Here is a 13,483-nt window from a genome sequence, read left to right on the forward strand (position 1 = left end):
GATGTAAGTTGCTAGCTCTTCGATGTCGTCACCCGCTTTTGCGCTGATGTCGATTTCTTGTGCTTGACCGAAGTTATCAGTGAACGACAGTTTTAGGTCGTTAGAGCCAGCTTGAACGTTCCAATCTTTGTCTTTCGCGTTCTCAGTTTGGTAGCTCTTACCACCCATCTGAGCATTATCAGAGCGCATGTCTTTCAGTTGAAGCATTACCGCTTCACCGTTATCCGCACCGATTTGGAATGATTTAGTACCGTGAGTACCGTTAAGCAGCTTGTTGCCACCAAAAGACGTAGTTTCCGCGATACGGTTTAGTTCGTCGTTAAGTGCTGTTACTTCTTCTTGAATCGCTACACGCTCAGATTTTGAGTTTGAGCCGTTTGAAGATTGTAGAGACAAATCACGCATACGTTGCAGGATGTTCGTTGTTTCGTTCATTGCACCTTCAGCAGTTTGTGCAATAGAGATACCGTCATTCGCGTTACGTACAGCAACATCAAGGCCGCGGCTCTGAACATTCAAACGGTTAGAGATTTGTAGGCCCGCAGCGTCATCTTTCGCGCTGTTGATTTTAGAGCCTGAAGCTAGACGCTCCATTGATGTTTGTTGTGCGCTGTTTGCGTTGTTTAGGTAACGTTGTGCTGTCATCGCTGAAACGTTTGTATTTACATTCACTGCCATGGTGATTTCTCCAATTGATTTTCCGGTATAGCGGTTTCCGACGTCTCGGAAAACCAAAGTAGTTCTCTCAAAGTTACTTTTAATAACGGCGCGAAATTCAGAAGCTTTAGAAAAACTTTTAAAAAACCAAAAAAAAATTATTAACCTGATATTTATCAATAATTTAATTTTCATCACTTTCTATTACAGAGATAGATTTCAATTGAAAAAAGATTTCAACCTGTTTAAAAAACGTACGAATCGACATCTAAATTAGTCAAGGTGGAGAAATGATCAATCACCAAAGATCTCTGGGGTAGGCAAATCCTGTGCAATAGATGAAATTATTTGTCGTGAAGAAGAGCCTTCAAATAGAGATCTAAGAAAGGTAGAGCGAGAAAATTCGCAGGGAAGTAAGTAGCAAAAACAAGAAACACAGAAAGGAAAAAGCCCCTTTTCCTTTGAGAGAACCGGGGCTAGTTGGCGCGTCAGAGCCTGTGTGGAGATCATCGAGAAATGAACACATTTCCGACTTGCCGTTGCATTCTTACCGTAAAAATGGATAGCAGGTGAGAGATGAGAGAGCTAAACACTCAATAGTAAGTATGCTTGCCAGTTTCCCTTGCTGCATGGCTCACGTCTGAACACGAGCAGCAAGTTCAACCAATAACTATTGCAACAATGTCATTGCAGAGTTAGGCAACTGTTTTGCTTGAGCAAGTATCGAAGTACCTGCTTGTTGCAGAATTTGTGACTTGGTCATTTGCGTCGTCTCTTTCGCAAAGTCCGTATCTTTGATTCGGCTGTTAGAAGCGTCTACGTTCTCTTGTACGTTTGCCAAGTTATTAATACTGTGGCTTAGACGGTTCTGTTTCGCACCCAAATCAGCACGCTGTGAATCTACGTACTTCATTGCAGAATCAATCACACTGATTGCGTTCTGTGAACCTGCAACGCTTGTTAGGCTGATATCTTGAACTGATGTTGCACGGCCTTCACTCTTAATACCTAGCTCAGATGCTAGACCACCAGAGATAGACATTGAACCCTCAAGATCAGGTTCAGCAACGAACAACTGTAAACGCCCTTCATCGGTAACCGATGCGTTCACTAGATCAGATTGACCATTAATGTAAGTCGCCAGTTCTTCAATATCGTCACCCGCTTTGGTGTTGATATCTAGAATGATGTCTTCGCCCGCTTTAGTCTTAAATTCGAACTTAAGATCGCTTGCAGTTGGCGGCACTTGCCAATCTTTATCTTTCGCGTTTTCTGAATCAAACGTAGTACCACCCATGCGGAAATCATCGGCACGAATGCTAGTCAACGCCATGATCATCGCTTCACCAGAGTTAGAACCAATCTGGAACGACGCTTCACCAAATGAACCATTCAGTAGACGACGGCCACCAAAAGAGGTTGTTTCCGCGATACGGTTAAGCTCATCTTGAAGTGCCATTGACTCTTCGTTCAGTGCAGTACGCTCTGCTGGAGAGTTAGTGCCGTTTGATGATTGAATCGCTAGATCACGCATACGTTGCAGTACGTTGGTTGATTCATTCATCGCGCCTTCAGCGGTTTGAGCAATCGAAATACCGTCGTTAGCATTACGCATTGCTACATCAAGGCCACGAGATTGAGCCGTTAAGCGGTTCGAGATTTGCAGACCTGCTGCATCATCTTTCGCGCTGTTGATCTTGTGACCAGATGACAAACGCTCCATAGAAGTCGCTAAGTCATTAGACGCTTTATTCAGGTAACGTTGTGCTGTCATAGCAGATACGTTAGTGCTTACATTGATAGCCATTTTGCTCTCCTTATGAGTTCGCAAACTTTCTGCGAAGCGGCCAGCTTTACTCTCATATGGATAAGCACTGACCGTGTATTACTCGATAAACCCTATTCAGGGTTTAAGATCTGTATTAATCATTTATAACCAACACAGATACAAGTTGTATGCCAAGTTTAATTTTGTATAAATAATTTTTTAATTAAATAAAAATCAAAAACTTACAAAAAATTAAACGCGATTATGATTGTTTGTTCTTTGAGGGTGAAACAACGTATACCCTCCTGATTGCCGTTTTTTGCCGCTATCTTGAAAAACAAAACGTTTCGTATAAAAAAGCGGCAAGTATTGAAGTCATTCGCACGTATGGCATAGCACATAAGGCAAAGAATCGACTCCGTGATGAACAGCAGCTCACCACTAAATACCGATTGATCATTAAATATAATTAAACAAGGTCAGGTCTTTTGTTTTGCCAAACGCTTGTTGTGAAGCTTGGAGTGCTCGAGAGTTTTCATTGAATTCAATGATGGCTTTCGAATAATCCAAGTCTTCAAAGTTGCTTTTTGCTTTCGCCAAAGACAACTTAAAATCTTCATGTTGTTGCTCTTGAATATCCAAGGTACTCAAGCGTGCACCGACATCGGTTCTCGCCTTAGTTAAATGGATAAACGCAGCATGGAACTCTTCTGTTACTTGGTGCAATTTCGCCGTTGCCGATGCATCCGACACAGGGTTTTCTGCCTGTTCTGCCGCCTCTTTGAACGTATCAAAGATAGAGAATGTCTCTCTCGGCTCTAAGGTGATGGAGTCACCCTTAGTGATCTGGCCTTTGACTTGAATATTCAGCCCTTCGTAAACAATGCCTGTCGAAGGATCAAAATCTTCTGCTGCAACCACTGCACCGTCTTTTTCAAGCTGATAAGCGAAATTACCCGTCTGCATGTCGACAAAAGTCACTTTATAAGTAGACCCATCTTCATCGCTGTTGGTCGCACGCCCGAGCAATAACTCAGACGCAGGCTCAAGCTCATATTGAGGCTCGTAATCCCCGAACGGGTTGTCTATTTCCATAAACATTTTGCTGCCGGGATCATTCATCGCCATTTCAAAGCTGCTTGCCACACGCATCTTGCGTTGATAGTCATCACCTTGGTAAGTCACGTTCCCTTCATTATCTCGAAAGAAAGGTTGGTTCTTTGGTTTAGTACCCGCAAATGTGTAGTTACCCGACTCATCTTGAGAGTTGGCTAAATGCAGAAAGTTATTCGCCAGTTCTTGAATTTCACGCTTCTTAGCTAAGCGGTCTTCTGGAGAAAGTGCACCGTTGATCATTTCCATCACGGTTCGTTTTGCTTCATCAGCAAAGCCTTCAGTGTTGGAGACCAATACCTCATGATGTTCAAGACGGTTTCTTACTAAAGTAATCGCATCTACATACTGTTTAAGCTGCTCTGACTGCTGACCAATATTCTGTAAATAGTGCGTCGCCAATGGGTCATCACTCGGCGACTGCAACTTCTTACCAGAAGCGAGCTGCGCTTGGTTGTGATGCACCTTGTTCTCTTGGCGGCGCAAGTCGTTTTGTACTGACTGATAATTGTGGAAGCTAGAGATGCGATTCAACATTTATACCTTCCTATCTCAGAGCCAAAATGGTGTTAAACGTATCGTTGGCTGCTTGCATGATGCGTGACGAAGCCATATACGCTTGTTGAAATTTCATCATATTTGCCGCTTCTTCATCGAGGTTAACCCCCGAAATCGAAGCAATACGTTCTTGAGCTGACTGCTTTTCTAGCGTCGCGATATCACTCAAGCGATTTGCCGTGGAAGACTTCAAGCCCGTATTGGTGTTCAAATTGTGGTAAAGGTCTAAAATCGTAGACTCACCATCATTCAAGATCTTACCTGTTTGGAGATCTTGTAGCTTACGTAGGTTTCCGTTATCGCCTTCTGATGGGACAAGGTTTGCCGTAAATTTATCGTTTGCCACCGCACCGGCTGTTAGCTCAAAGGTGGTGCCATTGATGGTCACAGGCCCTTGTGGCGGATACGGTTGCGGCTGCATTAAAATGTTGCCCTTTGGATCCGTCACGGCAAATTGCTCACCCTTTGGCGATACAACCACTTCGAACTCACGTAATTGGCCAGCCGCTAAAATTTTGAACCCCGCAGTGCCTTTAGCAAAGGTGGTCGATGCCTCATAACTTTGTGCGGCAATATCTCTAGGGTCTTTAGTTTCCATCTGAATCTGCGCAGCAAAGTTGCGCGTAGGGCGCAGTAATAACTTCTCGCCAAGTTCAGGAGGATTACGTATTTCCACTCGCATGCCATCAAGATAAAAAGCGTTACCACTAGAGTCGGTCGTCACCTTAACGGTTTCGCCATTCGGCTTAGTCACGACATAATCACTGCCGTCATACTTAAGGCCGTACTCACCACCTTTTAAGGCAGAGGTGTCATCGATATATACCGCAACATCCGCTGTTGACTGCCCACTAGCCGTGACACGAGATTTTGCCACCAGCTCTGAGTTCACATCGGTGAAAATATCTTGGCCTACGTTGCCGTTGAGATCCAAACCTTGCTCTTGAAGACTATTTACCTTGTACGAAAACGCCGTCGCCAAACGACCAAGCTCATCCATGATTGCTGGAATATGCTCGTCTCGCATGTCTAACATGGCACCGATTTTTCCGTCGATATCACTGCTGGTGATCGGTTTTAAAGACTTCCCTTCAACAATCGCCAAGCGACGCTGATGCGCATCGGGCAAGCCATCAACCATTTTCAGTTGGCTTGCTTCACTACCTGAAACCAAGGTATGGCCATTACCGATATGGACGTTAAATCCTTCGGCGTTTGAGCGCGGAGTTACCGTGACTTTGGTATAACCAGACAGCTCATTAATAAGCTTTTCGTGCTGATCCCGAAGGTCGTTATGTGGCCCAGGAGTTCGCATCATTAAGCGTTGTACGTCACGGATCTCGTAAGCCAGTTGGTTAACTCGCTCGATACCCATATCTAACTTTTTATTAGTAGAATCAGACTGTTGTCGAACTGTTTCATGAAATTCGTTCAAGGTTTTAGTTAATAGCCCAGCCTTTTCTAATACAACCTTTCGCGCACCAACATCATTCGGTGTATCGGCCAATGTTTTAACCGAGTCAAACCACTCGTTGAGGTTTTCTGGGATCTTCTTCGAAGCAACCGATGACAACATGCCCGACAGCATATCTAGGTTGGCTTCGGTATCACCTTTGTTGGCGGCATTGGTTGTCGATAGGTTAAGTTCATTGACGGCAAATTGGTCCCAAGAGCGGCGAACATTTTCCACATGCACACCCATACCATAGGTTTGGCCACCGTACTGGCGCGGGTCATTCACACCTTGAATCACAGATTGGCGGCTATAGCCCTCTGTGTTGGCGTTAGAAATGTTATGACCTGTGGTGTTTAGCTGTCTCTGAGCGGTAAGAACACTTTGTGCCCCTACATTCAGAAGATCCGACGCCATAATGCCCCCAAAAAACTTAACAAAATCAGCGCAAACTGATTAACTACAACTGCATATCATCAAGAGATAAAGCAATATATATGCCAATAGATAAAACTGAGAATTCAAAGGCAATAATTTATTGAAGTGTAAGGAGATAACTACAGACTTCGCAGCAAAACTTGAGGTGATAGATAGGAAAAGAGCCTGCCAATGGCAAGCTCTCAATGTTCATTAAAGGTGATTAGTTCATCTCATCAATCTTAGCTTTAACGCGCAATACCTTATCTGCATAGTTAGGGTCAGTTGCGTAACCTGCTTGGTGGATACCTTTGATGAAGTTCTCTGAGTTACCTTGATGCTGCAATGCCGTTTCGTATCTTGGGTTTTCGTTCAAGAACTTCACATAGTCGTTAAAGCTATCTTCAAAGTTTGAGTAAGAACGGAAAGAAGCCGACTCTTTAACGGCTGTTTTACCGTGGAACTCAAGTGTCTGCGTAGCAACCTTATCGCCCTTCCAACTTCTGTCTGCTTTGATGTTGAATAGGTTATTGCTGTTGCCCAAAGAGTTCTTAACCATTTTAGAACCCCAACCCGTTTCAAGGGCAGCTTGTGCCAATAGTAGAGACGAGTCCACACCAAGCGCGCTCGCTGCTTTTTCTGCGTAAGGCTTCATTGAGGTCACAAACGATTCTGGAGAATCAAAGGATACTGGCTGTTTTGCTGCTTGCGCAGATTGTACTTCTGATGCTCGACCTTCTGAACGGCCTGAGTACTGAGGTCTTTGCAATGAAGTATCAAAGCCTTCACTACGAACCTTATCTTCCGTCGCATCGCTTGCTTGACCCGCGCTTAACTGCGCCACAATCATATCCGCAAGACCTAACGAACCCGAAGCACTCAACTCACTCGCCATTTGCTCATCTTGCATTTGGCGATAAAACTGCTCGTTCTGGCTATTCAGCATATCCGATTTGAAGCTTGAGTTTGCATCGCGCATCGACTTAAACAACATTGAGGTAAAAATTGATTCAAACTGCTTTGCCGCAGCGGTTAATGCTTCTTTCTCGCTGCCTTCTTCACCGTTTACCGCTTGTTGACGAAGGCGGTCTAGGCTGCCGATGTCGTGGATAAAGCCGATGTCATTGTTATTCTTAATCATGCTTAACCCCTTAGATAATGATCAATTGGCCTTCAATCGCACCCGCTTGTTTCAGTGCTTGAAGGATTGCCATTAGATCAGAAGGCGCTGCGCCGACTTCGTTAACTGCTCGAACCAAATCATCCAGCGTTAGGCCAGGTTCAAACTTAAACATCTTGCCATCAGCTTCAGTGACTTCGATATCTGAATCAGGAACCACTACTGTTTGGCCGCCAGAAAATGCATTCGGTTGGCTTACGTTGAGATTTTCTTTGATTGCGACCGTCATACCACCGTGCGTTACCGCCGCCGCTTTTAAGCGAACGTGCTTACCAACCACGATCGTACCGGTACGAGAGTTAACAATGATTTTTGCAGAACCTTCTGCAGGGTCGAATTCGATATTTTCAATTGCAGACAGGAAAGCCACACGTTGGCTGATTTCTCGAGGTGCCCGAACTTTTACTGACGTCGCGTCTACCGCAGACGCCATTTGTGGGCCTAAGAAGTTGTTAACCGCATCAGCCAAACGCTGAGCCGTTGTAAAATCTGATTGGATTAGGTTGAAGGTAATATAGTCACCGCGACCGAATGGGGTTGGAATCTCTTGTTCAACCGTTGCACCGCTAGAGATGATGCCAACGTTAGGGTTGTTACCGACAATCTTAGAACCGTCGTTACCCTGCGCGCTAAAACCACTTACTACCAAGTTACCTTGCGCTACGGCATACACCTGGCCATCAAGACCTTTTAAAAAGGTTTGTAGCAGCGTACCACCACGTAGGCTTTTTGCCGAACCGATAGAAGACACGGTTACGTCAACTTCCTGACCTTGCTTAGAGAAAGCTGGCAGTTCAGCAGTCACAATAACAGCCGCTACGTTTTTGGTTTTTGGCTTAGTGCCGGGCGGCAATTGGATGCCAAAATTTTGCAGCATTGCGTTAAACGTTTGATCGGTAAAGGGAGTTGTCTCACCTGTACCCGGCAAACCTGTCACCAAACCGTAGCCAACAAGTTGGTTACTACGAACACCCGCCACTTTTGCCACGTCTTTAATACGCGCAGCATGGGCACTGGTGGCAAGAAATAGCATGCCGAATAGTACGAGTGTTAGTTTTTTCATTGAGTAACCTGTCTGTATTGCTTTAATTTATAATAGCTTAGCTAAATATGGCTGAGTGATAGAGGCTATCAGTATGTCGACACCCTCTCAAGCCCTACAGAGATACATTAAAGAATCGTGCCAAGAATCCAGGCTCTTGCATATCTTTCTGCACGCCCGTACCCGAGTACTGAATTCTTGCGTTAGAAACACGGTTTGAAGCGATGGTATTTTCGAAATCAATATCGTCTGGACGGATAGTGCCACTCAGGCGGATATACTCATCGCCTGTGTTCAATGTCATCCACTTTTCACCACGAACCACTAGGTTACCGTTGGCTAATACTTCAATAACTTCTACGGTAATGTAGCCGCTGATGCTGTTACTTTGGTTGGCTGACGCATCACCAGCGAAGGTATTGGTGTTGCTCAGATCGTAAGAGAAGTTGTACTTATCGATCGTTAGCTCTTGACCACCAACGGCCAAAGGCTCCATCGATGCATCGTTCGACTTAGACATGTCCGCGTTGGCTTTTTTGGTCGCTCGAGTATTCTCATCTAGCGCCACAGTAATGATGTCACCAATACCACGCGGTTTTGAGTCATCGTACATGCTGCCAATATGATTCACATTGAATAGTGAACCCGTTGCCGCTGCGTAATGCTCTGGTTTCTGCTTTGGATTGATTGGCGCCCATGCAGGGTCACCTGCAATTGGATCGGTTCTACCACGAAGCGTGTCGATAATGCCTGAGCTCTCTTCAGCCGACTTATCACCTTCCACTGCATCAACTACTGTGGTTGCGTTTTCTTCTGCTGGAGTCTCTATCGGGTCCAGCACAGCACAACCCGTCATAGACATAAACAGAGCTAAACAAAAAATACGTTTCATGGCGATATACTCTCAGCAGGCAGTGGTCAATGGATCAATTAGTAGAAACACGTTGATGAATTCGAATAAGTAAACGGCTAACAAACCAATTACAGCTGTTGGTTAACAAAGCTCATCATCTTGTCTACTGACGAGATAACTTTCGAGTTCATTTCGTATACACGCTGAGCTTCAATCATATTTACCAGCTCTTCGGTTACGTTTACGTTCGATGTTTCTAGCATCGATTGGCGGATGTTACCTAAGCCATCAAAACCCGGTACACCTTCTTGCGGGTCCCCACTCGCACCAGTCGGTAAGTAAAGGTTTTGACCGACTGGCTCTAAACCACCTGGGTTTACGAAGTCTGTAATCGTGATTTGGCCAACTACGACGTTGTTTTGCTCACCACGTAGACGAACCGATACTTCACCGTCGTTACCAACCGTTACTGAGATCGCGTCTTCAGGAATCACGATTTCTGGTTGTAGAGGGTAACCTTGGCCCGATGTTACGATTGCGCCGTCACCGTTCAGAGTAAACTGACCATTACGGCTGTAACCCGTTTCACCGTCTGGCATCTCAACTTGGAAGAAGCCGTCACCTTCGATCATCATATCTAGGCTGTTCGACGTTGTTTGTGCGTTACCGTGCGTGTGCACTTTCTGAGTAGCAACAACTTTAGAACCAGCACCCAACATCAAACCACTTGGCAGCTCAGTGTTCTGAGACGATTGACCACCCGGTTGGTTGATGTTCTGGTAGAACAGATCTTCAAATACCGCGCGGCTCTTTTTAAAACCAATGGTCGAGGCGTTGGCAAGGTTGTTCGAAATCGTTGAGATATTGGTTTGTTGGGCGTCTAAACCTGTTTTACTTACCCATAGTGCTGGATGCATAGCAATTTCCTTTAAACTCTATTAGCTCATACGAAGCAGTGAATCAGACGACTTGTCCATTTCCTCTGCTGTGCTCATCATCTTGACCTGCATTTCAAACTGACGTTGTAAGTCAATTAAGCTGGTCATTTCACCTACGGCATTTACGTTACTGCCTTCGATAGCACCTTTTAGCAACGTTACCGCTGCATCTGCTTCGTATGCCTGATCTGGGTTTTTCGAACGGAATAGACCATTCGTATCTTTAAACAAAGTTTGGTTGTCTGGACGTACAAGCTTAATACGATCAACTACGGCCAATTCTTCAGCTGGAGCGCCTTGAGGAATCACCGAAATCGTACCGTCAGTACCAATTTCTACTTTACTGATTGGGATGGGCAGTGTGATTGGCGCATCGTTTTCACCTAGCACCAAATGGCCACTTGCATTAGTTAGCAAACCGTTTTGGTCAACCTTAAGGTTGCCGTTACGTGTTAAACCTTCGCGGCCGATGTTATCCATAACTGAAATCCAACCATCACCTTGAACGGTAACATCGAGATCTCGGCCAGTGGTAACCACACTACCTTGCGAGAAACTATGGCCCGGACGCTCTGTCATACTGAAAACACGAGTAGGCATGCCTTCACCATACGCTTGCATTGAACGTGCTTGTGCTAAATCAGCACGGAAACCCGTTGTACTCACGTTGGCAAGGTTGTTTGCACGTAGCTGCAAAGCCTGCATATTTTGCTTAGCGCCACTCATGGCAAGAAACAGTGCGCGATCCATAATTTTGCTCCAAAAAATCATTTTCTAGAGCTTATAAAGCAAACACTGTGCCAATATTTTTAAGTGTTATTTATCATAAACTTAAATAGAAAAAGAACAAAGAGGGGTGATCATTAAAGGATCATTGAGGAGTCATTGTTGCCAGAGGCATTACCGGGCGGCAATAAAGGCGGCAAATAAAAAAGCAAACAACAATACCCAATTCAATAACATTGAATTGGGTATTCGCAGATGATTCAAACGTTCGAAACGATTAACGAATCTGAAGAATATTTTGTTGCAGTTGGTTGTGTACTTCTAGAGAACGCGAGTTCGCTTGGAAGTTACGTTGAGCAGAAATCAAATCAACCAATTCTTGAGTCATATCGATGTTCGATTGCTCTAGAGAGCCGTTGTTGATACTACCAAATGAACCTTTGTTCGATTCACCCCAGATCTTGTCACCTGAGTCATTAGTAGAATCCCATTGAGTGCCACCTTTCTTATCCAGGCCTTGCTCATTTGGTACACGAACTAAGCCTACACGGCCAAGCATCACGTTTTCACCATTTGAGTAAGTACCTAGAACACTGCCGTACTCATCGAAATCGATTTTAGTTAAGAAACCTGTTGTCGCACCATCTTCATCAAACTTAGTCAATTCAAACGGAGCAGCAAACTGAGTTGAAGAATCCAGACCAAACTTAAGCACCTGTGTTGGATCGGCACCGTTCAAGTCAATTGGGTTCGCACCTGCCCCTAGAGGATCAGAGTTAATTGGCTGACCACTGTTTAGGCTTGCTAACGTACCATCATTGTTGAACTTCATTGTGTGACCAACATGACCTGTTGCATTCGTCGCATCACCGCCAGTAATGTTCAATGGCTTCTCACCATTCTCATCTGACATGGTGTAGTACGTTTGCCAAGTGTTTGGTTGAGTCTGATCTTTGAGGTAGTAAGTCGTTAACTTGTAAGACTGACCCATAGAATCGTATACCGTCGAAGACGTTGCACGGTTATAAGTATCAGCATCTTGGTAGTTAAATGCAGCCGGGTCTTTAAGATCACCATTTGCAGGAAGGTTGACCCCTACTTCAATGTTTTCTGTCTGTTTTGGCTTACCAAACTCAGCAGGAATGTCGAGAGGCTTTGGCGCGTAAGAAAGAACTTCACCCGAGTTTGGATCCACATCGTAACCTAAAAGAAACTCATCATTAGCCGTAACCATGTAGTTGTCTTTGTTTAGGTGAAATGCACCATTACGCGTTAGTTCGTTAATCTCTGGCACCATGCGATCTTTCGATACTGCAAAGAAACCTGTACCACTTACACGCAAATCCATTGGGTTGTTCGTATAAATACTTGAACCTTCGTGGAACTGTTGCGCCACTTGGCTAGCTTGCGCACCACCACCAGACGTCGTTTTTGCGTTAGTAAACAACGAGTTTGAGTAAACATCACCGAACTCTGCACGAGACTCTTTAAAGCCAAACGTGTTTGCGTTCGCAATATTGTTACTGGTTGTATTCAGGTCTAATTGTGCAGCGGATAGGCCGCTTAAAGCTACATATGACATTCCAATATTCTCCTAATCTATCTAGCTAGCATAGTCACTCAATAAAGAGCTACGCTTTACCAACTTCTAGTACTTCAGCAAGTCGTACTGGCGATGTGAAACCAGCCAGATTGAGTAGTACGTTGCCATCACCCTTACCAAGAAGCACACTGTTCACGTTCGCATAACTGGAAACTTGGAACTCTGTGTTCTCGCCATCCAGTAAACCCGACGCTTTCACGTTATATTTACCGGCCGGCAATGGGTTACCGTCTTCGTCTTTTCCGTCCCATTCAACACGTGTATCACCAGATGGTTTAGAGCCGATATCAAATGTGCGAACCAATTGGCCAACTTCGTTCTCAACACGGACCATTACATTGTCCATTGCCTGAGGAAGCTTAACCATTGCCGCCATACCGCCATCACCGGGTTTTACACCTGCCGCACCAGGAACCAATACGTCACGACCAACCAAAGAGGATGCCTGAAGTGCTTGGTTAGAGGTCATTGATGAATTCAAGCTTTCAAACTGTGTATTCATTTTGCCAATGCCATCTACAGTCGCAAATGAAGCCATTTGCGCAATCATCTGGTCATTGCTAACCGGCTTGAAAGGGTCTTGTTGTGCTAGTTGCTTAGTCAACAAAGATAAGAAATCTTCTTGTTTAAGATCCTGCTTACCTGTTGTTTCATCGGGCTTTTTAGCGCCATCTTGAAGACTCTTCAGCTGGTCAACATAGGACAAGCCGCTTTGACCAACATTGTTGTTGATTCCAGCCATGTGCTACCTCCTTATCCTTATTGACCCATCTGCAGCGTACGCAGCAGCATTTGTTTACTCGAGTCAGCAACCTGTACGTTCGTTTGGTACGCACGTGATGCCGAAATCATGTTTGCCATCTCTTCCATAACGTTCACGTTAGGCTTATAGATGTAGCCTTCGTTGTTCGCTAATGGGTGATCAGGGTTGTACTCCGCGCTCAGCGGCTTATCGCTTTCTACAATACCCAATACTTTCACAGGCACAGTGTGGTCACTGTTGCGTGCTCGATTTAACTCAGCGCCGAACACTGCGTGGCGAGCCTTGTAAGTTTCTTCAGCAGAACTACTTACACTGTCCGCGTTTGCAAGGTTGCTCGAGGTAGTATTTAGACGAACAGATTCAGCACTCATCGCAGAACCAGTCACATTGAATACATTAAATAAGCTCATCT

Annotated in this window: 12 protein-coding genes; all 12 read right to left on the minus strand. The window is 44.9% G+C overall.

The annotated features are described in order from the left end of the window. Nucleotides 1-678: flagellin (locus CWO27_RS21075; RefSeq protein ID WP_107899469.1), on the minus strand; the 678-nt coding region annotated here is incomplete at its 3' end. A 649-nt stretch (nt 679-1,327) separates the two neighbouring features. Continuing rightward, the gene (locus CWO27_RS21085; RefSeq protein ID WP_076651682.1) at nt 1,328-2,464 is read right to left on the minus strand and encodes a flagellin; all 1,137 of its coding nucleotides are present in this window, start codon (nt 2,462-2,464) and stop codon (nt 1,328-1,330) included. A gap of 420 nt (nt 2,465-2,884) precedes the next feature. Further along, complete coding sequence (gene flgL / locus CWO27_RS21090) at nt 2,885-4,075, minus strand: flagellar hook-associated protein FlgL (RefSeq protein WP_048661936.1); 1,191 nt, start codon at nt 4,073-4,075, stop codon at nt 2,885-2,887. Nucleotides 4,076-4,085: 10 nt separating this feature from the next. Further along, the gene (gene flgK, locus CWO27_RS21095; protein ID WP_048659816.1) at nt 4,086-5,966 is read right to left on the minus strand and encodes a flagellar hook-associated protein FlgK; all 1,881 of its coding nucleotides are present in this window, start codon (nt 5,964-5,966) and stop codon (nt 4,086-4,088) included. A gap of 223 nt (nt 5,967-6,189) precedes the next feature. Then, nucleotides 6,190-7,107 (minus strand): flagellar assembly peptidoglycan hydrolase FlgJ, encoded by a 918-nt coding sequence (flgJ, locus tag CWO27_RS21100; RefSeq protein WP_048661934.1) that lies wholly within the window; start codon nt 7,105-7,107, stop codon nt 6,190-6,192. Nucleotides 7,108-7,117: 10 nt separating this feature from the next. Next, nucleotides 7,118-8,209 (minus strand): flagellar basal body P-ring protein FlgI, encoded by a 1,092-nt coding sequence (locus CWO27_RS21105; protein ID WP_017106350.1) that lies wholly within the window; start codon nt 8,207-8,209, stop codon nt 7,118-7,120. A gap of 94 nt (nt 8,210-8,303) precedes the next feature. Then, the gene (gene flgH, locus CWO27_RS21110; RefSeq protein WP_048659814.1) at nt 8,304-9,080 is read right to left on the minus strand and encodes a flagellar basal body L-ring protein FlgH; all 777 of its coding nucleotides are present in this window, start codon (nt 9,078-9,080) and stop codon (nt 8,304-8,306) included. 89 nt (nt 9,081-9,169) lie between these two features. Continuing rightward, nucleotides 9,170-9,958, minus strand: coding sequence for a flagellar basal-body rod protein FlgG (gene flgG / locus CWO27_RS21115; protein WP_004739713.1), 789 nt, complete (start codon nt 9,956-9,958; stop codon nt 9,170-9,172). A 21-nt stretch (nt 9,959-9,979) separates the two neighbouring features. Further along, on the minus strand, nt 9,980-10,729 hold the full coding sequence (locus CWO27_RS21120; RefSeq protein WP_107899470.1) for a flagellar basal body rod protein FlgF: 750 nt from the start codon (nt 10,727-10,729) through the stop codon (nt 9,980-9,982). A 253-nt stretch (nt 10,730-10,982) separates the two neighbouring features. Then, on the minus strand, nt 10,983-12,287 hold the full coding sequence (gene flgE, locus CWO27_RS21125) for a flagellar hook protein FlgE (protein WP_048609567.1): 1,305 nt from the start codon (nt 12,285-12,287) through the stop codon (nt 10,983-10,985). 49 nt (nt 12,288-12,336) lie between these two features. Continuing rightward, nucleotides 12,337-13,050 carry a flagellar hook assembly protein FlgD gene (flgD, locus tag CWO27_RS21130; RefSeq protein WP_010439286.1) on the minus strand — a complete coding sequence of 238 codons (714 nt, stop codon included), beginning with the start codon at nt 13,048-13,050 and terminating at the stop codon, nt 12,337-12,339. Nucleotides 13,051-13,067: 17 nt separating this feature from the next. Next, entirely contained in the window at nt 13,068-13,481 is a 414-nt protein-coding gene (flgC, locus tag CWO27_RS21135) for a flagellar basal body rod protein FlgC (protein WP_017631739.1), read from the minus strand. Nucleotides 13,482-13,483 lie beyond the last annotated feature (2 nt).

The organism is Vibrio sp. 10N.286.51.C3, assembly GCF_003050065.1.
Classification (GTDB): domain Bacteria; phylum Pseudomonadota; class Gammaproteobacteria; order Enterobacterales; family Vibrionaceae; genus Vibrio; species Vibrio crassostreae.